16 protein-coding genes are annotated in these 26870 nt (G+C 68.2%); 8 read left to right on the top strand and 8 right to left on the bottom strand.

The window, feature by feature from the left end; all coding sequences use genetic code 11:
• Positions 1 to 60 precede the first annotated feature (60 nt).
• Positions 61 to 1902 carry an autotransporter assembly complex protein TamA gene (locus BM031_RS13410; RefSeq protein WP_091875074.1) on the top strand — a complete coding sequence of 614 codons (1842 nt, stop codon included), beginning with the start codon at positions 61 to 63 and terminating at the stop codon, positions 1900 to 1902.
• The gene (locus BM031_RS13405; RefSeq protein ID WP_091875073.1) at positions 1902 to 6341 is read left to right on the top strand and encodes a translocation/assembly module TamB domain-containing protein; all 4440 of its coding nucleotides are present in this window, start codon (positions 1902 to 1904) and stop codon (positions 6339 to 6341) included. Before BM031_RS13410 ends, BM031_RS13405 begins: the two co-directional genes overlap by 1 nt.
• 2 nt (positions 6342 to 6343) lie before the next feature.
• On the opposite strand, the gene BM031_RS25545 is transcribed toward BM031_RS13405, so the two are convergent.
• Entirely contained in the window at positions 6344 to 6517 is a 174-nt protein-coding gene (locus BM031_RS25545) for a hypothetical protein (RefSeq protein ID WP_177207751.1), read from the bottom strand.
• A 133-nt stretch (positions 6518 to 6650) separates the two neighbouring features.
• On the opposite strand from BM031_RS25545, the gene BM031_RS13400 reads away from it, so the two are divergent.
• Entirely contained in the window at positions 6651 to 7169 is a 519-nt protein-coding gene (locus BM031_RS13400) for a CcdC protein domain-containing protein (protein ID WP_091875072.1), read from the top strand.
• Between the two features lie 5 nt (positions 7170 to 7174).
• Here the strand turns inward: BM031_RS13400 and nhaR are convergent, their stop codons facing one another.
• Positions 7175 to 8074 (bottom strand): transcriptional activator NhaR, encoded by a 900-nt coding sequence (gene nhaR, locus BM031_RS13395; protein ID WP_091875102.1) that lies wholly within the window; start codon positions 8072 to 8074, stop codon positions 7175 to 7177.
• Between the two features lie 187 nt (positions 8075 to 8261).
• Here nhaR and BM031_RS13390 point away from each other — a divergent pair, with 187 nt between their 5' ends.
• Complete coding sequence (locus BM031_RS13390) at positions 8262 to 9227, top strand: TerC family protein (protein ID WP_091875071.1); 966 nt, start codon at positions 8262 to 8264, stop codon at positions 9225 to 9227.
• A gap of 60 nt (positions 9228 to 9287) precedes the next feature.
• Here BM031_RS13390 and BM031_RS13385 read toward each other — a convergent pair whose 3' ends face one another.
• Genes BM031_RS13385 through BM031_RS13370 form a run of 4 tightly spaced genes read right to left on the bottom strand, consistent with a single transcriptional unit; the run spans position 9288 to position 14816 of the window.
• Positions 9288 to 9890, bottom strand: coding sequence for a class I SAM-dependent DNA methyltransferase (locus tag BM031_RS13385; protein ID WP_091875070.1), 603 nt, complete (start codon positions 9888 to 9890; stop codon positions 9288 to 9290).
• Positions 9890 to 12712, bottom strand: a complete 2823-nt coding sequence (locus tag BM031_RS13380; RefSeq protein ID WP_091875069.1) for an ATP-binding protein — start codon at positions 12710 to 12712, stop codon at positions 9890 to 9892. Before BM031_RS13380 ends, BM031_RS13385 begins: the two co-directional genes overlap by 1 nt.
• Before the next feature lie 8 nt (positions 12713 to 12720).
• Positions 12721 to 13431 (bottom strand): hypothetical protein, encoded by a 711-nt coding sequence (locus BM031_RS13375; protein ID WP_091875068.1) that lies wholly within the window; start codon positions 13429 to 13431, stop codon positions 12721 to 12723.
• Positions 13428 to 14816 (bottom strand): hypothetical protein, encoded by a 1389-nt coding sequence (locus BM031_RS13370; RefSeq protein ID WP_177207750.1) that lies wholly within the window; start codon positions 14814 to 14816, stop codon positions 13428 to 13430. Before BM031_RS13370 ends, BM031_RS13375 begins: the two co-directional genes overlap by 4 nt.
• A 285-nt stretch (positions 14817 to 15101) precedes the next feature.
• Between BM031_RS13370 and BM031_RS13365 the strand changes: the two genes are divergently transcribed.
• Positions 15102 to 18353: a PAS domain S-box protein gene (locus BM031_RS13365; protein WP_091875067.1), complete on the top strand. Its 3252-nt coding sequence runs from the start codon at positions 15102 to 15104 to the stop codon at positions 18351 to 18353.
• A gap of 132 nt (positions 18354 to 18485) precedes the next feature.
• A complete protein-coding gene (gene katG / locus BM031_RS13360; protein WP_267873316.1) occupies positions 18486 to 20711 on the top strand; it encodes a catalase/peroxidase HPI in 2226 nt (741 codons plus the stop codon).
• A 99-nt stretch (positions 20712 to 20810) separates the two neighbouring features.
• Here katG and BM031_RS13355 read toward each other — a convergent pair whose 3' ends face one another.
• Positions 20811 to 21563 carry a DUF3108 domain-containing protein gene (locus BM031_RS13355; RefSeq protein ID WP_091875066.1) on the bottom strand — a complete coding sequence of 251 codons (753 nt, stop codon included), beginning with the start codon at positions 21561 to 21563 and terminating at the stop codon, positions 20811 to 20813.
• A 2-nt stretch (positions 21564 to 21565) separates the two neighbouring features.
• The gene (locus tag BM031_RS26230) at positions 21566 to 22669 is read right to left on the bottom strand and encodes a DUF3108 domain-containing protein (RefSeq protein WP_091875065.1); all 1104 of its coding nucleotides are present in this window, start codon (positions 22667 to 22669) and stop codon (positions 21566 to 21568) included.
• A 155-nt stretch (positions 22670 to 22824) separates the two neighbouring features.
• On the opposite strand from BM031_RS26230, the gene BM031_RS13345 reads away from it, so the two are divergent.
• Together BM031_RS13345 and BM031_RS13340 are read left to right on the top strand one after the other, a co-directional pair.
• Entirely contained in the window at positions 22825 to 23493 is a 669-nt protein-coding gene (locus BM031_RS13345; RefSeq protein ID WP_229408867.1) for a PhaM family polyhydroxyalkanoate granule multifunctional regulatory protein, read from the top strand.
• A gap of 146 nt (positions 23494 to 23639) precedes the next feature.
• A complete protein-coding gene (locus BM031_RS13340; protein WP_229408865.1) occupies positions 23640 to 26831 on the top strand; it encodes a patatin-like phospholipase domain-containing protein in 3192 nt (1063 codons plus the stop codon).
• Positions 26832 to 26870 lie beyond the last annotated feature (39 nt).

The raw sequence follows: 26870 nt of genomic DNA, 5'->3' as shown, positions 1-26870 counted from the left end.
CGCACGCCACCGTTTTTGCCAATCCGTTAAGATTGCCACGAACTTTTCCATCGGAGCGCCATGTTTCCTGCAAGATCGATCCCCCGTAGCCGCCTGCGTCCCCTGTTGGGCGTCGGTGCATTCTTCGTAGCCACGGCGCTCCACGCACAGGGTATCGATTACCAGGTCCGCATCGACGCGCCGCGCCAGATCGAGAATATGCTCGAGGATAACCTCGACCTGATGCGCTGGCGCGGCAACGCGCGCGTGGACATGGAGCAGCTCCAGCGCCTGGTCAAGGAAGCGCCGGAACAGGCCAAGACGCTCATCGCCACCGAAGGCTACTACTCGCCCAAGATCTCGTCCGGGCTCGACACCAGCGGCGGCAAGCCTGTCGCGCGCGTCATCGTCGACCCGGGGCCGGCGGTGCTGGTGGGCGATGTCGACCTGGTGCTGCAGGGTTTCGTCCCTTTTGAGAAAGGCGGCGCGCCCTTCGATGCCGGTTCCCTGCGCAGCCGCTGGCAGTTGCCGGTCGGCGCGCGCTTCCGCCAGGCCGACTGGGAAGCGGCCAAGCGCGAGCTGCTGCGCGACGTGCAGCAGACGCGCTTCCCGCGCGCCAGGCTGGTCGACACCTCCGCCACGGTCGACCCCGACGAACTGCGCGCCCTGCTGCACGTCGTGATCGACAGCGGCCCGGAAATGCGCTTCGGCGCGCTGCGCATCCGTGGCTTGACGCGCTACCCGAAGGAAGTCATCACCAACCTCAACAAGATCAATCCGGGCGACATGTACAGCGAGGCCGCGCTGCAGGCCCTGCAATCGCGCCTGCAGGATACCGGCTACTTCAGCAGCGTCGAGGTGAGCGCCGACATGCGCGCCGTGCTCAACGCCGAGCTGCAGGAACTCAAGGAAGGCGACGACGATGCCGACGCCAACCCGGCCACGCCGGAGCCGCCCACCGGCCCCACGGTGCTGCCGGTACTGGTGCGCGTGACCGAGAACAAGCGCAAGGCCGTCGAGGTCGGCGTCGGCTTCTCGACCGACACCGGCGCGCGCGCCCAGATCAGCTACGACGACCTGAACGTGTTCGGCAAGCGCATGAAGAACGACCTGCTGTACGAACAGAAGCGCCAGACCGTGCGCACCGATTTTTACTGGCCCACCACGGCCAAGGGCTTCAACGACAGCGTCGGCGCAGGCGTCGAGCGCAACGACCTGCGCGGCGAGATCACCACCCTTGCTACCGTCGCCGCGCGCCGCGCATGGGGCTCGCCCCTGCTCGAACGCAGCCTGACGCTGGAAGCGCTGATCGAAAAACGCGAGGTGCCACCGAACGAGCCGACCAGCACCCGCAGCCTGCCGCTCACCTACAGCATCACCAAGCGCCAGCTCGACAGCCTGATCCAGCCGACCAACGGCTACGTCATCCAGGGACAGCTGGGCGGCGCCCTGTTGCCGATCCTGACCGACGAAAAATTCCTGCGCCTCTACCTGCGCGGCCTCTACCTCAAACCGCTGGGCGAAAGCGGCACCCTGGTGCTGCGCGGCGAATTCGGCGGTGTAGCGGCCAAGGACAAGATCGGCGTGCCGAGCACCTTCCTGTTCCGCGCCGGCGGCGACCAGTCGGTGCGCGGCTACGGCTACCGCGAACTGGGCGTGCGCGAAAACGGCGCCATCGTCGGCGGCAAGTACATGCTCACCGCCAGCGCCGAGTACCAGTACTGGTTCCGCCCACCCTGGGGCGTGGCGGTGTTCTACGATGCCGGCAACGCGGCCGACAAGGTCGGCGACCTGAAACCCAAGTCGGGCTTCGGCGTCGGCGCGCGCTGGCGCAGCCCGGTGGGACCGATCAATGTCGACGTGGCTTATGGCCATGCCGTGAAAAAAGCGCGCCTGCACTTCTCCCTGGGATTCACCTTCTGATGGACACGAACGACACCAACCAGGCCGCGGCGAACCAACCCGACCCCCACAAACCGCGCAAATGGCCGCGCCGCGTCGCCATCGGCGTCGTCGTCACCGGCGCCGTCATCGGCGGCACCCTGTGGTACCTGGGGCGCGAGACCACGCTGCAGATGATCGCGCAAAAGGTCGCCAGTTCCACCGGCGGCAAGCTCACGCTCACCGGCGTGTCCGGTTCGCTGTACGGCAAGATGCATATCGAGCGCCTCGTGTGGCGCACCGACGAGCAGCTGGTCATCGCCAACAAGATCGACCTGAACTGGTCGCCGGCGCAGATCGTCTCGCGCGGCATCCTGGTGGACACCCTGCACGCGGCCAATCTGCGCGTGGAAACCCTCAAGGAAAGCACGGAACCCTCGACCATGCCGGTCAAGCTGGCGCCGCCTTTTACCGTCTCGATCGACGACGCGCGCCTGAACCGCGCTACGTTCGTGAGCAAGGGCGCCGAGACCCACATCGACAACATCCGCCTGCGCCTGGAAGGCAACAAGGCCCGCTGGCAGGTGGCCGACGCCGCCGCCGTCACCCCCTGGGGCGACGTGGCCGCCGCCGGTACCATCGGCGCCCAGCGCCCCTTCAAGATCGACGCCAGCGCCAGCCTGTCGCAATCGCAGGCCAAGGCCGGCGCCAGCGCGGCCCAGCTGCGCATGAAGGTCGGCGGCGACCTGGAAGCTACGCTGCTCGACGCCACCGGCCAGGCCGGCCGCGCCGTGGGCGACGCCCACTTCGAGCTCTCGCCCTACGCCCCCATTCCCCTGCGCTCGCTGCGCATCAACGGCCGCAACGTCGACCCGGGCTTCTTCAACCCGGCACTGCCGACGGCCGACCTCACCTTCGCCGTTGCCGGCAAGCTCGATGACAAGCGCGGCATCAGCGGCAGCGTCAACATCACGAATGATGGCCCGGAAGGCACGATCGACCAGCAACGCCTGCCGCTGCGCCTCATGCGCGGGCAGCTGGGCGGCAGCCTGGACGCGCTGCAGGTGTCCGACGTGCTGCTGGACTTCGGCGGCGCCGGGCGCTTCACGGGCACCGGCGGGGTACAGCGCGGCAAGGACGAGGAAGGCGTGGGCACGGCCCGCTTCACCCTGCACACCGACCGCTTCGACCTCAAGCAGGTGCACGGCAGCATGAAGACCACCGCCATCCGCGGCGACATCCAGGTGACCAATGCCGGCAAGACCCAGACCCTGCGGGCGAACCTGGCCGACCAGGGCCTGGCGCTGGCGGCGCTGGCGACGCTGGAAAACAACGTGGTCACGCTGCGCGAAGGCCGTTTATCTGCCGGCAGCAGCCGGGTCGACGTGGCCGGCAGCATGAACCTCCTGAAGGAGAAGGAATTCAAGGCCAGCGCCAGCGCCAGCCGCTTCAACCCGGTCGCCTTCGGCGACTATCCGCAGGCCGACATCAACGCCACCGTCAACGTGGCGGGCGCGCTGGCCCCGGCATGGCGGGTAGACGCCGGCTTCGACATCCGCCGCAGCCGCCTGTTCGACCAGGCGCTCACGGGCAAGGGCAAGCTGCACGCCGACGCCAAACGCATCAGCGGCATCGATGCCGACCTGGCGCTGGGCCAGAACACGGTGGCGATCAACGGCGCCTTTGGCGGCAGCGGTGACAAGCTGCAGTGGAAGCTCGACGGCCGCCAGCTGTCGGCGGTGCGCAAGGACCTGTATGGCGCGGTGCTGGCCAGCGGCGTCGCCACCGGCACCATGGCCGCGCCGCGCACCACCTTCGACCTCAACGCCAATGGCCTGGGCTGGGTGGCCGCGCAGCGCAAGAGCGCCAACGGCGCCCTGCGCGCCAGCGGCGAAGCCTGGCTGGCCGGCACGGAAGGCGCACGCTTCGTGGAAGCGAAGGTGAAGGGCACGGCCCAGGGCTTCAACCCGGCCGCCTTCGGCTCTCCGCTGGCCGGCAAGATCAACGGCAGTTTCGATGCCAGCGGGCGCAGTGGCGCCGACTGGCGCGGCGCTGTGGACCTGCGGGTGCAGGATTCGACCCTGTCGAATTCGCCGCTGTGGGGCCACGCCAGACTCACGGCCGACCGCCGCCATGTGTCCAACGCCGACGTCGACCTGCACGTGGGCGCCAACGTGGTCGCGGCCAAGGGCAGCTTCGGCTTAGGTACCGACCAGCTGTCCTGGCGCATCGATGCGCCGCAGCTGGCCGCGCTCGGCCCCGACTACGCCGGCGTGCTGCGCGGCCAGGGCACGCTGTCCGGCACCATGGACACGCCCTCGCTCACGGCCGTACTGGAAGGCCAGAACCTGCGCCTGCTCGGCACCCACAACATCCGCTCGCTGCGCGCCAGCGCCAACCTGGGCGCCGGCCGCGGCGCGCGCGATGCCTTGTCCTCCGACATCCAGCTGCTCGACTACGTCAACGGCGAGACCCGCGTGGCCTCGGCCAGCTTGAAGACCGAGGGCACGCGCGGCGCCCACCTGCTGCGCGCCGCCGCCGTGGGCGAAGCCTTCGACGCCAACCTGGAGGTGCGCGGCGGCTGGGCCGGCGACACCTGGAGCGGCACCCTGGCCGCGCTGCAGAACCGCGGCCGCTACGCGCTGGCGCTGCAGGCGCCGGTGCCGCTGCGCATCAGCGGCGCGCCTGGCAGCGGCGTGATGGGACTCACCAAACCCGAACGCATCGCCTTCAACGGCGCCGTCATCAAGCTCGCGCAAGGCAGCATCACGGTCGATTCGCTCACCAAGAACGGCCCACGCTGGAACAGCCGCGGCCACGCCGACAACGTGCCGCTCACCTACCTGGCCCAGTTCTCGCCGGCCATCCGCGAAAACGCGCGCGGCGACCTGACCCTGGGCGCGCAGTGGGCGCTCGACCTGCGCACCGCCACTGCCACCGGCGGCGCACCTGCGCTGGACGGCAACGTCCACGTGTTCCGCGAAAAAGGCGACATGATCGCCGGCGGCGACAGCCCGGTGCCGCTCGGCCTGCGCCAGTTCGATGCGCGCGCCGACGTCCAGGGCGGTGCGCTGCGCGTACGCGTGCTGCTCGACGGCGCCCGTACCGGCAGCGCCAATCTCGACGCCACCGCCCAGCTGCTCCAGGGCCGGCTGGACCGCGACAGCCCGCTGCGCATGACGGCCAAGGCCGACATGGCCTCGATCGCCTGGCTGGCCTCGTTTGCCGGCCAGCCGGGACTGGAACTCGACGGCGCACTGCGCCTGGCGCTTACGGGCGCCGGCACCATCGGCACGCCGCGCCTGGACGGCAACGTGAGCGGCGACAAGCTGGCCGTGCGCTGGGCCGAACAGGGCGTGCGCCTGCAAAACGGCGAGCTGCGCGCTTCGCTCGCCGGCGACGAGCTGCAACTGCAGCGCCTCACCTTCCAGGGCCGCCAGGGCACGGCCTCGGCGCAGGGCTTCCTGCGCTTTTCCAGCGGACTGGCGGCGGCCAACCTGAAGGTCACGGCCGACAAGCTCGAAGTGCTGTCGCGTCCCGACCGCACCGTGGTCGTCAGCGGCAACGCCGAACTGCTGCGCGACGCCACCCAGTTCACGCTGGAAGGCAATGTGCGGGCCGACCGCGCCCTGATCGAATTCGCGCCGCAAGGCCGCCCGACCATGTCGGACGACGTCATCGTGCTGGGCCGCGGCGGCGCCAAGCCGGCGCCCTCGAACAAGCAGGCGGAGATGCCGCTGTCGATCAACCTGCGCGCGGACCTGGGCGACGAGTTCCGCCTGCGCGGCCTGGGCATCGATGCCACGCTGGCCGGCAATGTACGGGTCCGCAAGGTGGGGGCCGCAGCGCCGCGCATCAACGGCGCCATCCGCGCCGTCGACGGCGAATATGCGGCCTATGGCCAGAAGCTGTCGATCGAACGCGCGGTGATGACCTTCAGCGGCGCCTACGACAACCCTTCGCTCGACATCCTCGCGGTGCGCAAGCGTCCCGAAGGCGAGCAGCTGACCCAGACCAATGTGGAAGCCGGCGTGCAGGTGCGCGGCACCGCGCAGTCGCCCGACGCGCGCCTGGTATCGACCCCCAACGTGCCGGACAGCGAAAAGCTGTCCTGGCTGGTGCTGGGCCACGGCATGGAAGGCACGAGCGGCAACGAGAAGGATGTGCTGGCGGCGGCCGCGGGCGCGCTATTGGGCGGCAAGGGCGGCACCGGCGGCTTCCAGCAGAAGCTGGCCAGTTCGCTCGGCGTCGATGAGCTGGGGCTGAAGCAGGCCAACGGCACCGCGACCGGGCTGGAAAGCACGGTGGTGACGGTGGGCAAACGCATCTCGTCGCGCGCCTACCTGAGCTTCGAGCAGGGCGCGACCACGGCCTCGAGCCTGGTGCGCCTGCGCTACAAGCTGAACCCGAAAATCACACTGCAGTTCCAGACCGGCACCAATACCGCCCTGGACGTGCTGTATTCGTGGGCCTTCGATTAAGCTTAGTGAACCACGCTCGGCTTCGGATCGGGCACCGGCTCCTCGGTCTGCGGCGTGTGGCCGTGGCCGGGCTGGTGGTGCGGATGGGGCGTGTCGAAGGGTTCGGGACTTGGCTCCTCGATCGGGGCCGGGTCGGGCGCACGGTGCGCTTTCAGGGGATGCGTAGCAACATTCATGGCGGGGATCTCCTCGAAAAAAGCGGAGTAAGCACCATATCATGATGCGAACCTGCCCGCCCTTCCCCGCCGCCTGGCGTGCGGCACCGGCCCCCTCCATTACAATGGCGGCCTCCACCCTCTTTGGCGCACCATGGACTTCTCGATCACCACCCTCGCCCTGCTCGCCCTGACCCCGCTGCTGGTCTGGCGCGTCTACAACCGCATCAAGGCCCGCATGGCGCGCCAGCGCTCGATCGTTTCGCGCCACTACACCGGGGTGCTGGTATTCGGCGCGATGATCGTGGTGCCGGCCGCGCAGCTGCTGGACACCCCCGTCATCCTGGGCGCGCTGGCGGCCGGCGCGCTGCTGGGCATCGGCTGGAGCGTGTGGGGCCTGAAGCAGACCCGCTTCGAGGATACGCCGCAGGGGTATTTCTTCACCCCGGCCGCGCGCCTGGGCATCCTGATGGCGATGGTGCTGGTGGCGCGCGTGCTCTACATCGGCGTAGAGATCTACGCCAACCAGGGCAAGGGGATTCCGGCGCCCAAGCTGAGCGACAGCCCGCTGACCATGCTGTGCGTGGGCCTCACGGCCGGCTATTTCGGCTACTACTCGGCCGGGCTGCTGCGCTGGCGCCGCCGGATGCGCCAGGAACTCGAGCGCAATTAAGGCGCTTACACGAACAGCTCGTCGCGCGCCAGCGCGCTGATGGCCAGGGTGGCCGGATGGCGCATGCGGCGCTCGGTGCTCAGCGCATAGACCTGCTCGACCACCGAGTCAACCTGCCCCAGCACCACCACCCCATACTGCTGGCACACTTGCGGCGCGATCACCGTGGGCGCGAAGAACACCCCCGCCCCCGACTGGCCGAACGCTTTCATCATGGCGCTGTCGTCGAACTCGCCGACCACGTTGGGATGCACGTCGCTGTCCTCGAACCAGCGCAGCAGGCGCTGGTGGATGGCGAAGTCCTCGCCCGGCAGCAGCAGCGGCGCCTCGTTCAGGCAGGCCGGGAAAGCCGGGCCGAGCCGGCCGGCCAGCGCCGGCGTGGCGAACGCGCTCATTGCGCTCTGTCCCAGCAAATGGCTGTAGGCGCGCACGCTGAACTGGGGCGGAATCGGACGGTCGGCAATCACCAGGTCGAGGCGGTGCACCGCCAGCTCGGCCACCAGGCTGTCCAGCCTGCCCTCGCGGCAGATCAGCCTGACCGGTTCGCTCAGCGCCAGCGCCGGCTGCACCAGCTTGCAGGCAATCAGCTTGGACACCGAGTCGGCGCAGCCGACCCGGAACGACATCGCCGTGGTCATGTCCTTGTCGCGCACCAGCTCGAGCAGGGCGTCGCCGGTGGTGAAGATCTCGTCGGCGTAGCGCGCCACCCGGCGCCCGGTATCGGTGATTTCCAGGTTGCGTCCGGCGCGCCGGAACAGGGTGACGCCCAGGCTGTCGGCAAGTTCGGTCAACTGTCCCGAGATCGATTGCGGCGTCAGGTGCAGCTGGGCCGCCGCCTTGGCGATGCTGCCGGTCTTGGCCACCATCCAGAAATACCGCAGGTGTTTGTAGTTCAGCGTGGCCATCTTCGTCCAATACATCGATAAAGTCGATGTGAATATACCTTATATTCGAATTGTGCGATGCATTCGACCTGCATATAGTGGAAGCTCACTTCAACGGGAGGACACCCATGCGTATCGCAATCGATGCAAACGGCTTAACCATGACCGCGGTCCTGCGCCAGTACACCGAACAGCAAGGAGAACCGCGATGACCGGCCTGGAAAGCATTGCAAGCGGCCCGATGTGGGCCGTGTTCGTCGGCTTCGTGCTGGTGATGCTGGCGCTCGACTTGTTCGTCTTTGGCGGTAACAAGGCGCACAAGGTCAGCGTCAAGGAGGCCGGGATCTGGTCGCTGGTCTGGGTCAGCCTGGCGCTGGCCTTCAACGGCGGCCTGTGGTGGTACCTGAACGGCACCGTGGGGGCCGAGATCGCCGACCAGAAGGCGCTGGAATTCTTCTCGGGCTACCTGATCGAGAAAGCGCTGTCGGTCGATAACGTGTTCGTGTTCCTGCTGATCTTCACTGCCTTCCAGGTGCCGCAGCAATACCAGCGCCGGGTCCTGATCTACGGCGTGCTGGGCGCCATCGTGATGCGGGCGATCATGATCAGCGCGGGTGCATGGGTGGTCAGCGAATTCAGCTGGGTGCTGTACATCTTCGGCGCATTCCTGCTCTACACCGGCATGCGCATGCTGGTCGCGGTCGACCAGGAGCCGGACGTGGCCAACAATCCGGTGCTCAAGTTCGCACGCAGGCACCTGAGGGTCAGTGAAGAAGACCACGGCGAGAAGTTCTTCGTCACCAAGGCCGGGGTGCGTTTCGTGACGCCGCTGTTCCTGGTGCTGATCCTGATCGAGGTCACCGACCTGGTGTTCGCGGTGGATTCGATCCCGGCGATTTTCGCGATCACGACCGATCCGTTCATCGTGTTCACCTCGAACATGTTCGCGATCCTGGGCTTGCGTGCGCTGTACTTCCTGCTGGTGGACGTGGCTGACCGCTTCCACCTGCTCAAGTATGGCCTGGCGATGGTACTGACCTTCATCGGCGCCAAGATGCTGATCATGCCGTGGTATCACGTCCCGGTCCAGGCCTCGCTGGCCGTGGTGGCGGTGCTGATCGCCGGCAGCTGTATCGCGAGCCTGATCGTGACCCGCAAGGGCGCCGGCAAGTAAGCGGCAACTGGCAAGGCAGGAGCCGGGTACTGTGCCAAACAGAACCCGGCCCCTGCTGTTTTATCCCGGGCGCTGCACAATCACGTACAGGTGCTGCTCCGGATGCTGGTCGAACTCGAGATGCCTGCACACGCAGCTAGCCTCCTTGACCACATCGAGCAGCCCCGCTATCCCCAGCGTGCTGTAATACAGCGGCGGCCCCATCGTCGCATCCACATGCTCGTCCTCGGCATCCAGTCCGCCGGCGGAAAAAATAAGTACACCCCCTGGCTCCAGCGCCGCCATCAGCTTGCCCATCACGGCGCGCTGCTGCGCCAGCCGCACATGCCACAGGCTGTCCCATGCCGATATGAAGCGGTAGCTGCGCCCAGGCAGCCATTCGCACACATCCGCCTGCATCACCGGCACGCCTGGATCCGCCGCGCGCGCCAGCGCCACCATGCGCGCCGAGATATCGATCCCTTCGATCTGCAACCCGGCCCCACGCATGAGCGCATTGAAGCGCGTACTGCACCCGCAGCCCACATTCAGCGCCCATCCGCCACCCTGGACGAAGCCCAGCGCCCGCTCATGCTGCCCGATCCCGTTCGCAGAATTGAAGCGTCCATCCACCCAGCGTTCAGCCAGCCCGTCGTAAGCGATTGCTGTCGACGCGTGGTCCATCAAGCGGCTTTCGCCTCGTCCTTCCGCCGCTGCAGCACGAAGATCGGCTGCGCCCACTGCACGTCCTTCTTCTTCTTGCTGGTGATGAGCGTCAGCTCCGACGGGTCGTAGACGTCCGTATTGTGCGTCAGCGGCGTCGTCATCAGGTACTGGGCGTCGGTATTCTTGAGGAACTCGCCGACCAGCTGGATGTTGCGGATATCCAGGTGGGCGAACGGTTCGTCGATGAACACGAAGCCGCCCGAGCCTTCTTCCGACTTCAGCAGGCCGATCAGCAGTACCAGCGACTTCATCACCTGCTGGCCGCCCGAGGCTTCGCCGTCGTTCATCCCGATCTGGTCCTTGCCGTCGAACTTGAAGCGCACGTGCAGGCCGGCCTGGGCCAGCTGCACGTCGTCGTTCTCCAGCCGCACCGGGTCGGCCTGCACGTCGATACCGGCCAGTTCGCCCAGTTCCTTGATGTTCCTGGAGTAGGTCTTGATGGTGTAGCGCAGGCGCTCGATGTAGGCGCCGCGCGCGTTGCTGGTGGCTTCGATCGCGCGGTTGTTCTGGTAGCGGCGTTCCTCGGTCTCGCTCTGGCGGCCGGACAGCTGGTCGTTCAGGCGCGCGTACTGGTCGATGACGGTGCCGTCCTGTTCCCAATCGTCGCGCGCCAGCGCATGCTCGAGCGAGGACAGGCGCAGGTTGACCTGGTGCGCGTTCTGGTGCTTGGTCACCAGGGCGCCGCGCCAGGCGGCGTTCTTCCAGGCCTGCGGCACGTGGCGCCAGCCGCGGCGCAACTCCAGCATCGCTTTCGCGTGTTCCAGGCGCTGCTCGACCGTGCGGCGGCCGTTCAGGCGCATGCCCGCTTCGGCTTCCGACAGCGCCATGCGGGCGTTCTGCCACACGGTGTCGGCGCGGGTGCGCGCCACGGTCGCGTTCTTGGTCAACATTTGCAGCTCGCCCAGGCGCGCGCCCACTTCCAGGCGCTCGGCCTTGAGCGGCGCGATGGTGCGCGCGGCTTCTTCGAACTCGGCCTGGCGCGCCGCCAGTTCCTTGGCGGCGTCGACGCCGGCGATGCGGCCTTTCAGGGCGCCCACTTCGGCCGCCAGCTTGCTGATCGCCAGCGTCAGCGCGTCTTCCTGCGCTTCCAGCGACGGCAGCAGCTTCTGGATCGCTTCCAGGCGCTGGGTCTTGCCGGCCGAGCCGAAACGGTAGCGCGAGGGCTCGACGAACAGTGAGCGGCCGCCGCGGCGTTCGCGGTGGTAGGCGTCCGGCGTGATCCACTCGTCGGCGCGGGTCTTGAAACCTTCGTCGACCGAATCCACGCGTTCGATGCGTTCCAGCTGGTCGATCAGCCAGCCCGGCGCCTTGCCCGTGAAACGGACCACCGACAGCAGCGAATCGTCCTTGACCACCGGCGCTTCCACGCAATCTGGCACGATGAAGTGGCGATAGCGCTCCTTCTCGGCCAGGCGGTACGCCGCCGGGGCGTCCTTGGCTTTTTCCAGCAGCACCACCGAGGCGTAGCCGCCCAGCACACCCTCGACCGCGCCCTGCCACTTCGGGTCGGTGACTTCGACGATGTCGGACAGCATGGCGTGGGCAATGCCCTCGTCGCGCAGCGCGCGGCGCATCAGGCGCTGGGCTTCCGGTTCCGGCATCGCGCTCTTGCCCTGCAGCGCCGAGATGGTCGCCATCTCGGCCGCGATCTTTGCGCCGACAGCCTCGCGCTTGCCCTTTTGCTTGGCCAGCTCGGTCTCTTTTTCGTCCAGCTGCCTGGCCACTTCGGCGATGTCGGCGCCGGCGTCCGCGGCCAGCTTCTGCAGGCGGTCCTTCTGCTCGGCCAGGCTTTCCAGCGGTTTCAGGCGGCGGTTTACTTCGGTCAGGCGGGTAGCGAGGTCGTTGCCCTCTTGCTCCAGCTTGACTTCCAGCTTCTGCGCCTCGGTCAGCGCATGCTGCTGGGCTGCCAGCTGCTGGCGCTTCTCGGCCAGGATGGAATCGGCCTGCAGCAGCGGCTTGCGCGCTTCGCGCAGGTTGCGGCTGATGACGCCGGCCTTTTCGCGCGCTTCGTGGTATTCGAGCGCCGGCAGCACTTCTTCCTGCAGCGCGCGCTTTTCCTTGTGCAGGTCTTCCCACTGGTGGTAGTTGGCCACCTTCAGGCGCAGGCCTTCGAGGTTGATGCGCGAGGTTTCCAGCTCGGACTCGAAGCGCTTCAGTTCCGTCTCGGTATCGCGCTGGTGGCGCTTGGCTTCGTCGTAGGCGTCCAGCACTTCCTTGTCGCCGAAGACCTGGAACACCAGGTCGAGCAGCTGGCGCGGCGCGTACTCGCACAATTTATCGGTCTCGCCCTGCTCCAGCGCCAGCACCTTCGACATGGCCGGCGACAGGCCGGCCGAGGCCAGGCGCTTGCGGTAGTTTTCCACGCCCAGCCAGTCGGTCGCTTCGGTCACTTCCTCGATGTCGACGTTCCCCGGGCGCATCAGGTACTGGCGCTTCCAGTCGCCGCCGTTTTTCTGCACCTGGCAGAACAGCGTCACTTCGTCGTCGGCGAAGAAGCCGGAATGGCGGAACGGGCGGTTCGACAGCTGGCGCCCGACCGGCTTGTTGTCGACCACGGCGCGGATCCAGGCGCTCTGCTGGCCCGAGTGGCGCGCGTAGTGCTTATAGGTGCGGCCCATCGAGCAGTCCAGCCCGAACAGGGTGCGCATGGCGTCCAGCAGCGTGGTCTTGCCGGAACCGTTCTGGCCGGCGATCGTGATGATCTTGGCGTCCAGCGGGATGTTCTTGATCCGCTGCCAGTAATCCCAGTGGACCAGTTCGAGTGATTTAATGTGGAACATGGCTTACCTCAGTTCGGGGTGTCTGCAGCGTCGTCGGCCGCGGTTTCGACCACGGCATCGTTGGCGGCGTCGATCTTGCGCGGTGCCGCGGCCAGCGGCGCGCGCTTGAACACGTCGGCCAGCGCGCCGTTGATGATGCGTTCCTTGAGCACGTCGGTGTCCATCATCAGGTCCAGCAGCGGCCCTTCCAGGATCACGTCGCCGCGGCGCTCGATGAAGCCGAGCTTGGACAGCACGCCCAGGTTCATGTCCATGCGGGTTTTCTTGCCCAGCTTGTCGCCGAAGTCCGACAGCAGCGCCGTGTAGGAGATGCCGATCGAGGTGTCTTCCGCGCGCGGGATCGGCGCGTCCTGCCCGAACATGTCGGTCTGGTCGTCCGCCACCGTGACGTGGGTCTCCTGGCGCTCGCGCTTCGGGAGAATGATCTGCGCCCACAGCACGACCAGCAAGGCCACGCCGTCGCGGGTCAGGCCGAAGTTATTGTTCTGCCAGATGTCCTTGGCGCCGAAGATCTTCGGCTCCACGTTGCGGTGCAGGGCGATGGTGACGTGGTCGGCGTAGACGTTGTCGAGCAGTTTCAGGCCGCTTTCCAGCAGGCGCTTGTCGACTTCGATGCGGAACTGCTCGTCCGACAGCACGCGCTTGACCATCTTGTCGTCGCGGCGCAGGGTCTGGTGCGTCAGCAGGCGCGCGATCAGGATTTGTGCATCGTCATTCATTTGCTGGTACCGCTTTCAGGAACATCGAGATTCAAAGAGAGTGAAGCGATCGACATGGCCGCCACTTCCGGGTCGTCGAGCTGGATCATGTCGTCCGTCGGCTCGAAACTCACCGGCAGGCGCGCCAGTTCGGCGGTCGCGCCCTGCAGGCTGGCCTCGGCGGCGTCGCCCAGCAGCGGCAGCAGCGAGGCGCGGTAGGAGGCCACCGCGAAGCTGGCCGGCAGCAGCGACTCGTGCAGCGCCACCTTCTTCGGGCCGCTGTCCGAGAATTCCGGGAAGTTGCCCAGGTTGGCGAAGTCGGCCAGCTTGTTGATCCAGTCGTTGAGCTCCACCATCATCGCCGGGTTGTCGTTGACCGTCAGCGGCGCATCCTGGCCGCTCGGCAGGCCTTTCGGGCCGGTGGACGTCACGCGCTCGAGCAGCAGCTCGGTCTCGGCCACGTCGATCATCTCGGCCGGCGTGCCGAACAGCGGCACCACCGGGCGGTCGATCGCGTTCTCGGCCAGGCTGGCCAGGTCGTCGTGGGCCAGCAGCCAGCGTTTCACGTCGGTGGTCGACAGGCCGGACTGGCCCAGGTGCACGCGCTGGCGCTCGATCTGGTTGAGCGCGCGCGAGAACATGCCCTGCATGTTCAGGAGCGCACTCTGGGCGCGGCCGATCGCCTGGGCCGCCTTGTGGGTGGCCGAATCGGCGCTTGGATCGGTGGTGATGGCGCGCAGGATGGTCGATCCCTTCTCCACCCAGTCGCAGGCCATGTGCCACTTGGCCTGCGAGGTGCGCAGGCGGAATTCGGAACCGGAGGCGATCGCGTCGCGGAATTCCTCGGTCAGTTCCACCAGGCGGCCCAGCAGGTGGCGCAGCTGCTCCACCGTGACCCCGCCCACGGCCTGGGCGCCGGCCACCTGGGACAGCAGGAAACCCATTTCGGCGTCATCTTCCTCCGGCTTGGCCAGCGCGATGAGCGTATCGAGCGCCGAGAGCACGTTGCGCGCCAGCGGCGTGATGCGGTAGACGGCGCTGGGCGCATCCCAGGCCAGCAGGCCGTGGCCGCGCAGGCGGTTCAGCACCGTCTCCAGGCTTTCGGCGGTCAGGTAGGCCAGCTTGGTATTGATGTCCGAGCGCGAAAAGCTGGACGTGCCGGTGTCGCTGGCCAGCTCGCGCAGCACCAGCAGGCGCACCAGCACGCCATCCTGGGTGCCGTGGAACAGGGCCGTGAACGCCGACAGCATGGGCTGGGCGCGTTTCAGGTGGTAGACCTGCTCGATCTCGTCGGGCGCAACGCCGTGCTGGAAGTGGGCCTGTAAAGGGTCGTCTTCCTGGGGGAGGTCTTGCACTGGGGAGCGGGAATCCGCGGCAAGCGCCGCGCCGGCAAGTAGGTCGATCATTGTTCGCATACCGTTCTTCGTACGTGGCGGCGGCGCCTGTGTTGTCAGGCACGACCGTTCCGCGGGGGCGCCAGTATAACAGTTTAGGCTGGGCAATTAGCAGTTCGGCGCGGCGCCCACGCGCAATTGAATGCACGAAAGACACAGTGAATACTTATCAATAAAATAATGTTTCGGTAAAATACACAGGCTGCCGCCAAGCCTGTCCTGTTGCGTGCGCGCCCCGGAAAAAGACATGCCTGCACGTATAATCGCCGGCTTTCCCCACAGAAAAAAATCCTGCCCATGACCCAGTCCGGCGCTCTGCCTTCGCCTGCCCCACTGTCGTTTCTCGATAACACAGGCGAACTCGGCGCCCTGATTGCCCGCTTCGACTGGTCGAGGACCTCGCTTGGCCCCATCGCCGGCTGGCCGCAAAGCCTGCGCAGCACGGTATCGCTGATCCTGCACTCGACCTTTCCGATCGCGACCATGTGGGGCGAGGAAGGGGTCATGATCTACAACAGCGGGTATGCGGAAATCGCCCAGGACAAGCATCCCGCCCTGCTCGGCATCGAAGTGCGCGACGCCTGGCCCGAGGCGCGCGAGTTCAACGACCACGTCATGCGCGTCTGCCTGGCCGGCAAGACCCTGCACTACGCCGACCAGGAACTGACGCTGCGCCGCAATGGCCAGGACGAGCAGATCTGGTTCAACCTGGACTATTCGCCCATCATCGGTGAAAGCCATGTGCCGGTCGGCGTGATGGCCATGGTGGCCGACATCTCCGACGATGTGCGGGTCGAGCGTTTCCTCCAGGGTGAGCGCAGGCGACTGCAAGAAATGTTCAACCAGGCGCCCGGTTTCATGGCGATGCTCGAAGGCCCCGAACACCGGTTCGTGCAGGTCAACGAGGCCTACCGCGAACTGGTGGGTTTCCGCGAGGTGGTGGGCAAGAGCGTGGCCGAGGCCTTGCCGGAGGCGGTGGAACAGGGCTTCGCGGCCCTGCTCGACCAGCTGTACGCCAGCGGCGAAGCCTATTCGGGCGTCGCCATGCCCTTCGCCACCGTCGCCAGCGGGGACGTCCCCGCCAGGAGCGTGTTCGTCGACTTCGTCTACCAGCCGGTGCGCGACGAGCAGGGCGCCGTGTACGGCATCTTTGTCCAGGGCGCGGACGTCAGCGCCCGGGTCGCTGCCGAAGAGGCCATGCGCAGCAGCGAAGCCCTGTTCCGCACCCTGGCGCAAGCCTTGCCGAATCAGGTCTGGTCGGCGCCGCCGGACGGCGTGCTCGACTGGTTCAACGACCGCGTCTACGATTATTCCGGCCAGCGGCCGGGCGAACTCGACGAAGGCCGCTGGGCCGGCATGGTGCATCCCGACGACCTTGGCGCCGCAGTGGCGGCCTGGACCCATGCCATCGGCGCCGGCAGCACCTACCAGGTCGAATTCCGCCTGCGCGACCGCCAGGGCGACTACCGCTGGCACCTCGGCCGCGCCTTGCCGATCCGCGACGACAAGGGGGCCATCACGCGCTGGGTCGGCACCAACACCGACATCGAAGACCAGAAGATCGCCGCGCACGCCCTCTTGACGCTCAACGACACCCTGGCCGAGCAGGTCAGCCAGCGCACGGCCGAGCGCGACCGCATTTGGCGCCTGTCGACCGAACTGATGCTGGTGGCCGATTTCAGTTCCAATATCGTCGCCGTCAACCCGGCCTTCACCACGGTGCTGGGCTGGATCGACAGCGAGCTGGTCGGCACGCCCTTCCTCGATCTCGTGCATCCGGACGACGTGGCCTCGACCCTGCGCGAGGTCGGCGACCTGAGCGTGGGCCGCACCACCTTCAGCTTCGAAAACCGCTACCGCCACCGCGACGGCAGCTACCGGACGCTGGCCTGGTCGGCGTCGCCGGACTCGGGCTTCATCCACGCGGTGGCGCGCGACGTGACCGCCGAGCGGGAAGCGGCGCTGGCCATGAAACGCACGGAACAGGCCCTGCAGCAGTCGCAGAAGATGGAAACCATCGGCAAGCTGACCGGCGGCGTCGCCCATGACTTCAACAACCTGCTGCAAGTCATCGCCGGCAACCTGCAGCTGCTCGGCACCGACGTGGCCAGCCACCCGCGCGCCCAGCGCCGCATCGAGAACGCCATGCAAGGCGTGCTGCGCGGCGCCAAGCTGGCCAGCCAGTTGCTGGCCTTCGGACGGCGCCAGGCGCTGGAGCCGAAAGTGGTGCGCATCGGCCGCAATGTCGCCGCCATGGACGACATGCTGCGCCGCGCGCTGGGCGAAGCCATCGAGACCCAGACCGTGATCCAGGCCGGCTTGTGGAATGCCTTCGTCGACGTGTCCCAGGTCGAGAACGCCATCCTCAACCTGTGCATCAATGCGCGCGACGCGATGGATGGCGTGGGCAAGCTCACCATCGAGGTGGGCAATGCCCACCTCGACGATTACTACGCCCACGCCCATCCCGATGTCAGCCCCGGCCAGTACGTCATGATCGCGGTCAGCGATACCGGCTCCGGCATGCCGCCCGAAGTGATGGCGCAGGCCTTCGAGCCCTTCTTCTCCACCAAGGCCGAAGGCAAGGGAAGCGGGCTGGGCCTGTCGATGGTATACGGCTTCGCCAGGCAGTCGGGCGGCCACGTCAAGATCTACAGCGAAGTCGGCCTGGGCACCACCGTCAAGATGTACCTGCCGCGCTCCATGGAAGCCGAAGACGCGGTGGAACCCATCGAGCTGCGCGAGGCGGCCGGCGGCACGGAAACCATCCTGGTGGTCGAGGACGACGAAGGCGTGCGCGAGACCGCCGTCGAATTGCTCGGCGAACTCGGCTACCGCGTGCTCAAGGCGCCCGACGCCAGCAGCGCCATGGCGATCGTGGCCAGCGGCATTCCGATCGACCTGCTGTTCACCGACGTCGTCATGCCCGGCCCCCTGCGCAGCCCCGACCTGGCGCGCAAGGCGCGCGAAGCCATTCCGCACCTGGCGGTCCTGTTTACCTCCGGCTACACCGAGAACGCGATCGTCCACGGCGGGCGCCTCGACGCCGGGGTTGACTTGCTGGCCAAGCCCTACACCCGCCTGGCGCTGGCGTCCAAGATCCGCCATGTGCTGGCCAACCGCGACCAGCGCAGCGGCGCGGCGCGCAACCTGGCCCAGGCCCGCACGCCCGCCAGGCCGGCTGCCAGGACGCCTGCCGCGCTCGCGATCGTGCTGGTCGAAGACGATGAATCTCTGCGCAGCACGACCACCGAACTGCTGCAGTTGCTGGGTCACACGGTGAGCAGCGCCGCCAGCGGCGAGGAGGCGCTGGCGCTGCCAGGCCTGGCCGCGGCCGATGTCCTGATGACCGACCTGGAGCTGCCCGGCATGGCGGGCGAAGAGCTGGCGCACGCGGCGCGGCTGCGCGCGCCGCAGCTGGGGGTCGTGTTCGCATCGGGGCGCAGCGCCGACACCAGCCTGGAGCGCTCCACCGTTCTGCGCAAGCCCTACGATGTCGCTGCGCTGCAGGCGGCGCTGGCCGACGCCGCGCTGGTTTCCCGTTCCTGAGGACAGTGCCGCGCGCCCTTAGGGCGCGCTATCTGCCCAAGCTATCGGTTTGATCAAGAACCACAATTGGCCGCCGTCGAGCTACGGCCTTATGCTTTCGTCCACAGTAATCGACAACAAGGAGAAAGCATCATGAACGACCAGAGCACGGACCTGAAAGCCGCCGAGACCGAACTGAAGTGCCCGATGGGGCACGGCAGCAAACCGAAACAGACCCGCACCAACGCCCATTGGTGGCCCGACCAGCTGAACCTGGGCGTGCTGCACCAGCATGCCCGGCTGGGCGACCCGATGCTGGAAGACTTCGACTACCGGAAAGAATTCCTCAAGCTCGACCTCGACGCCGTGGTCGCCGACCTGCACGCCCTGATGACCGACTCGCAAGACTGGTGGCCGGCCGACTACGGCCACTACGGCCCCTTCTTCATCCGCATGGCCTGGCACTCGGCCGGCACCTACCGCATCTTCGACGGCCGCGGCGGCGCCCGCTCGGGCGAGCAGCGCTTCGCCCCGCTCAACAGCTGGCCCGACAACGGCAACCTCGACAAGGCGCGCCGGCTGCTGTGGCCCATCAAGCAGAAATACGGCAAGCAGCTGTCCTGGGCCGACCTGATGATCCTGGCCGGTAACGTCTCGCTCGAATCGATGGGCTTCAAGACCTTCGGCTTCGGCGGCGGGCGCGAGGACATCTGGGAACCACTGCCGATCGACTGGGGCCCGGAATCCACCTGGCTGGGCGACGAACGCTACAGCGGCGAACGCGAGCTGGCCAAGCCGCTGGCGGCGGTGCAGATGGGCCTGATCTACGTAAACCCCGAGGGCCCGAACGGCACGCCGGACCCGGTGGGCTCGGCGCGCGACATCCGCGACACCTTCGCCCGCATGGCGATGGACGACTACGAGACCGTGGCGCTGGTGGCAGGCGGCCATACCTTCGGCAAATGCCACGGCGCCGGCCCGGCCACCCACCTGAGCGCCGATCCCGAGGGCGCCAACATCGAAGAGCTGGGACTGGGCTGGAAGAGCGCCTACGAGTCCGGCATCGGCGCGCACGCCATCACCAGCGGCCTGGAAGGCGCCTGGACCGCCACGCCCACCACCTGGGACATGAGCTACCTCGAAACCCTGTTCGGCTTCGAATGGGAGCTCACCAAGAGCCCGGCCGGTGCGCACCAGTGGCGACCCAAGGACGGCGCCGGCCGCAACGTGCCCGACGCCCACCTGCCCGGCAAGCTGCACCAGCCCATGATGACCACCGCCGACCTGGGCCTGCGCTTCGACCCGGCGTACGAAAAGATCGCACGCCACTTCCTGGCCAACCCGGACGAATTCGCCGACGCCTTCGCGCGCGCCTGGTTCAAGCTGACCCACCGCGACATGGGCCCCAAGCTGCGCTACCTGGGCCCGCTGGTGCCGCAGGAAGACCTGCTGTGGCAAGATCCGATTCCCGCAGCCGGCCATCCGCTGGTGGACGCCGCCGACATCGCGGCGCTCAAGGCGACGGTGCTCGCGTCCAGCCTGTCGATCCCGCAGCTGGTCAAGGCGGCATGGGCCTCGGCATCGACCTTCCGCGGCAGCGACATGCGCGGCGGCGCCAACGGCGCCCGCATCCGGCTGGCCCCGCAAAAAGACTGGGAAGCGAACGACCCGGCCGAACTGGCGCAGGTACTGGCGCGGCTGGAAGCGATCCAGGCCGACTTCAACGCCGCGGCCGCCGGCGGCAAGCGCATCTCGCTGGCCGACCTGGTCGTGCTGGGCGGCTGCGCCGCGGTGGAAGCGGCGGCCAGGAAGGCCGGGCACGCGGTCGAGGTGCCGTTCCGCCCCGGCCGTACCGACGCGTCGCAGGAACAGACCGACGTCAATTCCTTCGAGGTGCTGGAGCCGGCCGTGGATGGCTTCCGCAACTACATCCACCAGGGGGCCGAGGGCAACGTCGCCAACGGCATGCTCGACAAGGCGAACCTGCTGATGCTGACCGCACCCCAGATGACGGCGCTGGTGGGCGGCATGCGCGCGCTCGGCGCCACCAGCGGCGGCGCCCAGCACGGCGTCTTCACCGACCGGGTGGGCACGCTCACGCCCGACTTCTTCACCAACCTGCTCGACATGCGCACCGCCTGGAAGAAGGTCGACGGCAGCACCCACCTGTTCGAAGGCAGCGACCGCAAGACCGGCGAGCGGCGCTGGACCGCTACCCTGGCCGACCTGATCTTCGGCAGCAACGCGCAGCTGCGCGCCCTGTCCGAGGTGTATGCCGCCCGCGACGGCGAAGCCCACTTCGTGCAGGACTTCGTCAAGGCCTGGACCAAGGTGATGGAGCTGGACCGCTTCGACCTGCGGTATCCGAAGGCCGCGTAGGGTGGTCGGGTCCCCCCGACCGCGCGTTCAACCCGGGCATGCGGCGCCACAGTGCATGCCGGAGTTGAACGAGCGGTCGGCCGGGCCGACCACCCTACCTTAGCGCTTCGTGACGGTGGAAAGAGTCTGCTCGATCTGCTCCTTCTCCCCGTCCGCATAGCGCAGCTTGACCGGGTACCACTCGTGCTGCGGCGCCAGCCAGACGTCGAGCGCCTGGTCCTTCTTGTCCGACACCGGCTGGCGCGAGACGAGTACCGCATCGACCTCGCCCAGGCCGGTGCGCACCTTTTCGCGTTTCACCACCTTGAACACCCAGGTTTCGGCGTCGCGCCGGCCCGCCACGAAGAACGGCCATTCCGAACCCGCCTTGAACTTGTCGCCCGCGGCGCGCGCCACGGACGCGAGCTGCCAGGTGATCGACACCCGGTCCTGCTCGCCGCCCTTGAGCGGATACACCTTGTTGCCTTCGTTGAAGCGCAGCGACCTCGCCTCGCGATCGAAGGTGGCCGTGGTCGGGTCCTTGCGCATGCGTTTTTCGACGAACTCAAGCGGTGCCAGGCCGTAGGCGTCGACCGCGCCGCTGCTGCGGTCTTCGGTGATGGTGCCCAGCAGCGGCACGCGCGACTCGGCCTTGACGCTGTACTTGCCGTCGCCGGCGCGCCAGGTGATCACCGCCTCGCCCTTCAGGCTGAAGCCGCGCTGGCGCGCCTGGAGCTCGTACACCAGGTCGGCCGAAGGCGGCAGCTCGACGGCCCGCTTGATGGCGGCGGGCGCGTCCTGCGCAGCGGCACTGCCCAGCAGGAGGGCGAGCAGCAGGCCGCAGCCGGCGGGTAATACAGCGAATCGTTGCATGGTCAAAGTCCTGGTTGGGTCATGGCGATGTTACTCACCGTTTGTGTGGTCACAGCGCCGTTGGCTTCGCTGCTGCGGATCTGGACCGGCATCCAGTTGTGGGCCGGCGAGAGCCAGATGTCAAGCCGCGACTTGTACGAGCCGCCCTTTGGCGGGCGCGCCACGCGCACGGTCTGCAGGCGGCCCAGCGGCGTGTCGATCTCCTCGGGGCCGACCACATTGAAGGTGTAAACGCTGCCCCAGCGGTCTTCGCCGACAAACATGTCGATATCGCCGGACAGCTGCGCCTGGTCGCCGCGCGCGATCGCCGCCAGCTGCAGCGGCACCGTGGCCTTGTCCTGCGCCCCGGGCAGCAGCGCATAGTTGTTCTGCGAGGCCGAGAAACTTACCTTGTTGGCGGGCCAGTCGAAGTGGGTCGCCGTGAGCGCGCGGCCGCGCCGCTTCTCGGTCATCTTCACCGGCGCAAACCCGGTATTGCCGACGTGCCCTTCGCTGGTGAGCACCACCAGGTTCACGCGTGCGAACACCACCTTGATGCCGGCCTCGAAACGCAGCCGGTAGGCCTGCTGGTCCAGCTTCCACGACAGCAGCGCCTGGCCGCTCCACCGGGTGCCGTCGGCGTCGACCCGCGCCACGTCGTACGTGAGGTCGGCCGGCGGCGGCAGGTCGACCTTGTAGCGCCGGATGGTATGCACGATCGGCGCCGGGCCGGGGTCGGGCGCCTGCGCCGCCGGGGCCGGGGCCGCCGCAGCCGCGGCGACGGGTGGCGCCGGTTCGGCGGGCGGCGGCGCCAGCGCGGGCGGGCCGGGCTGCACGGGCTCTCCCACCACGTCCTGGGCCACCGTGACGGCAGGCAGCGGTGCGAAATCGGGCAGCGGAGGCTGCACCAGTTGCGGGGCGGGCGGGGGCACCGGCTCGATGGCCGGCGCCTCTTGCGGCGGGGCGGGCAGCAGCTGGGTCGCCACCAGCGCCTCGCCCTCGCGTCCCGGCAGCGGCAAGCCGCGCGTACTGGCGGTGAGCCATCCCAGCACCAGCCAGTGCAGCAGCACGACGACCGTTCCCCACAGCAGCGGGCGGCGCCGCTGTTCGAAGAAAGCGGAACTCATTGCGCTAGTGTAGCCTGAGCGCCGCCATGGCGCAGGCAGCAGGAATCCGGCCTTTGCCGTACACGCTTTGTCGGCGTGTTATTTATCTGCTACGCTAGGGTTCCCACTAACGGAGACGACCGATGCCCACGCCCCCAACGCCGAACGCTGCCGGAATGACTGACACGCTGGATTTCGTGAAGAATCTCTGGGGCAGCATGAACATCCCCGGCGTCGGCATGCCGGGCATGACGGCCTCCAGCCTGTCCACGGACGACCTGGACAAGAAAATCACCGACCTCAAGGCCGTCGAATCCTGGCTCAACCTGAACATCGGCATGCTGCGCGGAACCATCCAGGCCCTCGAGGTTCAGCGCGGCACGCTGGCCACCCTGAAAGCAATGAGCGACGGCATGGCGCAGGCCATGGGCGGCGCTGGTTCCGATCCCGCCATGGCGGCGCCGTTCGCGCAGTTCTTTGCGCAGTCGGCCGTCGCGCCCACGCCACCGCCACCGCTCGCTCCCAAGGCCGGGAGCGCCGCGGCGCCCGGCGCAGCAGCCGGAGCTGCCGGCGAGGCTGGCGCCAACGCCGCGATGCCGGCCGCCGTCGCATGGTGGAACTTGTTGCAAGACCAGTTCCGCCAGGCGGTCGCGAGCGCGATTCCAACGCCCTCCCCCGGCGGCGACGCCGGCGACGGCGCGCCATCGGCGCCCCCGGCCGAAGCGAAAACCCAGGGCGGCTCGCCACTCGATGCGTCGGGCGGCGCATCGCAGCCCGACCATGCCAACCATTCGGCGTCCGGCCGGGCCGGGCGCAATCCGCGCAGCAAGGCCGACAAGGGCTGAGCTCACCTGTCTCACTTCCAGGCAAGTTTCCCCGGGATACACAGCCACCCACATTGACGTAAACGGTAGCGCACGCGCCTTCGGCATGCTGAACTGCCCTCAGGCGGGCCCGTCGGGCCTGTCGCCTGAGTCTTGTCGGAGTGCATGTGTTCAACCCTGCCAGCCTGGCGCCGGAGCGAATCGCCGACCTGCGCCGTAAATTGGAAGCAGCCGGTTGCCGGCCGCCGGCGCATGCCTGCACGCTTGGCGAATTGGCCGAGGCCATCGTCGAGTTCCGGCGGCGCCAGGGAATCGCGGGCCGCGGCCTGCTCGACGAGGCCACCCTGCAGCGCATCGACGAAGTCAGCGGCGCGTCCTTTGGCGACGCCTTCCACGATGAACTGGACCTGCTGCGGCCACGCCCCGACGGCACGCCCGATCACGGCTTGAGCGCCCGCGCCCACCACGCCGGGCTGGTCGGGCTGGCCCTGTCCGGCGGCGGCGTGCGCAGCGCCACCTTCGGCCTGGGCCTGCTGCAGGCGCTGGCCGCGCGCGGCGTGCTGCGCCACCTCGACTACCTCTCCACCGTCTCGGGCGGCGGCTTCATCGGCGGCTGGCTGTCCAAGTGCATCCACGAACAGGGCGGCGACGTGCGCGCGGTGGAAGCCCTGCTGGCGCCGCCCGCCGGCGCCGCCGAGGCGCCGGCGATCCGCTTCCTGCGCCAGTACAGCAACTACCTGTCGCCGCGCGGCGGCATGTTCAGCGCCGACACCTGGACCCTGATCGGCACCTACGTGCGCAACACGGGCCTGAACCTGACCATGCTGGTGGCCTGGCTGTGCGCCCTGCTGCTGCTGCCGCGCGCCGCCGTGTGGGCGGTACACCGCATTGTCGGCCCCGGCGGGCCGTGGGCCGTGTATGCCGACCTGGCCTGGATGGCGGCCGTGCTGCTGTTCCTGGGGGCCGTGTTCTGCATCGCGCTGAGCATCTCCAGCCGGCCCTCCGGCTCGCGCGGCGTGCGCCGCTTCCCGCTGTCGCAGGGCGCGGTGCTGTGGTGGATCAACCTGCCGCTGCTGCTGGCCGGTTTCCTCGGCAGCGTGGGCCTGTGGCGCCACGGCGGCGAAGTGCCGTTCTGGGAACTGGGCATGCTGCCGGCCCAGTTGCAGGGACGCGCGCACTGGCTGCTGGCGCCGGGCTTCGTGTACTTCGTGGTGTGGGCCTGCGGCTGGTACCTGGCGCACGACCGCACCAGCGCCTACCGGCGCGCCGGCTACACGCTGTGCGCCGCCGCCGCGGTCGCGGTGCTGGCGGTGCTGTGCGCATCCGCCCGCGCCTTCGCGCCCGAGGTGATGGTGCTGGCCATGGCGCCGGCCACCGGCACGCATGTGGTGAACGGCCTGCTGGCGCTGTCCGCCGTGCTGGTGCTGCTGGCGGTCCCGCTCGGGATCGTGCCGCACCTGCAGCCGCACCGTCCCCCGGCCGACGTCACCCGCATCGAGCTCATCGAAGGCCTGTCGCACCTGCTGTGCGCGGTCGGCGCCCTCACCATCGGCACGGTGCTGCTGCTGGGCGGCCTGGCGCTGCTGCCCAACCCGTCCACCCACCCGGTGCTGAACAACGCGATCGCCCTCACCACCTTCGGCATGCCGCTCATGATGGCGCTGTTCGCCGGCACCATGACCCTCATGATCGGCCTGATCGGCCGCATGTACAGCGACGCCAGCCGCGAATGGTGGAGCCGCCAGGGCGCCTGGACCTGGATCTTCGCGCTGGCCTGGGTGACGATGTTCGGCGTGGCCTTTTTCCTGGCGCCGCTGCTGCACTGGGCCTGGCTCACCTACAACCCGTGGTCGCACATCAGCACCCTGCTGGGCTGGCTGGCCATGACCTGGTTCGGCCTGAAGGCCGGCAGCGGCAGCGCCACCGGCGTCCGCGCCACCGATTCGCGGCTCGACCTGGCCGCGCGCCTGGCGCCCTATGTGTTCACCGCCGGCGTGTTCGCGCTCCTGAGCGCGCTGGTGCAGGCGGTGGTGGCGCCGCCGCGCATCGCCTGTCCCCAGCCGATCACGCTGGCCTGCGTCTACGGCGCCCACGCCAGCGCCACCCTCGCCACCGAAGGCGCGCACCTGGCGGCGGCCTTCGGCATGTTCCTCGGCGCGGCCCTGCTGCTCGGCTGGCGCGTCGACATCAACAAGTTTTCGCTCTACATGCTGTACCGGAACCGCCTGGTGCGCGCCTACTTCGGCGCCAGCAGCCGCGCGCGCAAGCCGCACCCGTTCACCGGCTTCGACCCCGGCGACGACCCGCTGCTGGCGGACCTGAAGCAGCAGCGGCCCTGCCACCTGATCAACACCTCGCTCAACCTGGTCGGCGGCGAGGAACTGGCCTGGCGCACCCGCAAGGCCGCTTCGTTCACCTTCACGCCGCGTTTCTGCGGTTTCGAGCTGCCCCCGCAATCGGCCGGCAGCGACGCCGCGCGCGGCTGCTACCGGCCGACCGATGCGTATGGCTCGCGCTCGGGCGCCGGGGCCGACGACGATGCCGGAGTGCGGCTCGGGATGGCCATCGCGGTGTCGGGCGCCGCCGCCAGCCCCAATATGGGCTCCCACTCCTCGCCGCCGCTGAACTTCCTGATGACCATGTTTAATGTGCGGCTCGGGCGCTGGTGCCCCAACCCGCGCCGCGCCGCATGGCAGCAGTCGTCGCCGCCGGTGGGCCTGTTCAGCCTCCTGGCCGAGCTGTTCGGGCTCACCAATGCCGACGCCAGCTACGTCTACCTGTCCGACGGCGGGCATTTCGACAACCTCGGCATCTACGAACTGGTGCGCCGGCGCTGCCGCCTGGTCATCGCGGTGGACGGGGCCAGCGACGGCGCGCTGGCGTTCGAAGACCTGGGCAACGCGATCCGCAAGGTCGGCACCGACCTGCACGTGCGCATCGACCTCGACGTCTCGAAAATGGCACAGCGCGAGGGCGATGGCCTGTGCGGCGCCAGCTGCGCCGTGGGCGCGATACGCTACAGCCAGGTGGACCAGGGCGGCGTGGACGGGACGCTGGTGTATATCAAGCCGGCCATCGTCGGGCGCGAGAACGCCGATTTGCTCAACTACCGCAAGGTGCATCCGGCGTACCCGCACGAGAGCACGGCGGACCAGTGGTTCGACGAGACCCAGTTCGAAAGCTACCGGGCGCTGGGGCAGTACATCGGCGAGTGCGCGGTGGGCGGGGCGCTGGACGCGGCGCGCAAGCCGGATGGGGGGATCGATGTGGGGGTGCTGTGTGCGGAGCTGGCGCGACGGCATGGGGATGTGCCGGGGGCGGCGGCGCGGTGTGGCGACGTTAGGGGGAGCTGTCGCTGAACGGTGAGCGGCCTGCCGGCAAACTTGGATCCCGGCCTG

It is taken from the genome of Massilia yuzhufengensis (assembly GCF_900112225.1).
GTDB classification, from domain to species: Bacteria; Pseudomonadota; Gammaproteobacteria; order Burkholderiales; family Burkholderiaceae_D; genus Telluria; species Telluria yuzhufengensis.
This window is presented reverse-complemented; position numbering and strand designations above follow the sequence as displayed.

Coding starts and splice junctions, on each gene's coding strand:
- nhaR (WP_091875102.1), bottom strand. CDS start 8,074: ATGGCCACGCTGAACTACAAACACCTGCGGTATTTCTGGATGGTGGCC.
- BM031_RS13365 (WP_091875067.1), top strand. CDS start 15,102: ATGACCCAGTCCGGCGCTCTGCCTTCGCCTGCCCCACTGTCGTTTCTC.
- katG (WP_267873316.1), top strand. CDS start 18,486: ATGAACGACCAGAGCACGGACCTGAAAGCCGCCGAGACCGAACTGAAG.
- BM031_RS13355 (WP_091875066.1), bottom strand. CDS start 21,563: ATGCAACGATTCGCTGTATTACCCGCCGGCTGCGGCCTGCTGCTCGCC.
- BM031_RS13380 (WP_091875069.1), bottom strand. CDS start 12,712: ATGTTCCACATTAAATCACTCGAACTGGTCCACTGGGATTACTGGCAG.
- BM031_RS13345 (WP_229408867.1), top strand. CDS start 22,825: ATGACTGACACGCTGGATTTCGTGAAGAATCTCTGGGGCAGCATGAAC.
- BM031_RS13400 (WP_091875072.1), top strand. CDS start 6,651: ATGGACTTCTCGATCACCACCCTCGCCCTGCTCGCCCTGACCCCGCTG.
- BM031_RS25545 (WP_177207751.1), bottom strand. CDS start 6,517: ATGAATGTTGCTACGCATCCCCTGAAAGCGCACCGTGCGCCCGACCCG.
- BM031_RS13410 (WP_091875074.1), top strand. CDS start 61: ATGTTTCCTGCAAGATCGATCCCCCGTAGCCGCCTGCGTCCCCTGTTG.
- BM031_RS13390 (WP_091875071.1), top strand. CDS start 8,262: ATGACCGGCCTGGAAAGCATTGCAAGCGGCCCGATGTGGGCCGTGTTC.
- BM031_RS26230 (WP_091875065.1), bottom strand. CDS start 22,669: ATGAGTTCCGCTTTCTTCGAACAGCGGCGCCGCCCGCTGCTGTGGGGA.
- BM031_RS13375 (WP_091875068.1), bottom strand. CDS start 13,431: ATGAATGACGATGCACAAATCCTGATCGCGCGCCTGCTGACGCACCAG.
- BM031_RS13370 (WP_177207750.1), bottom strand. CDS start 14,816: ATGATCGACCTACTTGCCGGCGCGGCGCTTGCCGCGGATTCCCGCTCC.
- BM031_RS13385 (WP_091875070.1), bottom strand. CDS start 9,890: ATGGACCACGCGTCGACAGCAATCGCTTACGACGGGCTGGCTGAACGC.
- BM031_RS13405 (WP_091875073.1), top strand. CDS start 1,902: ATGGACACGAACGACACCAACCAGGCCGCGGCGAACCAACCCGACCCC.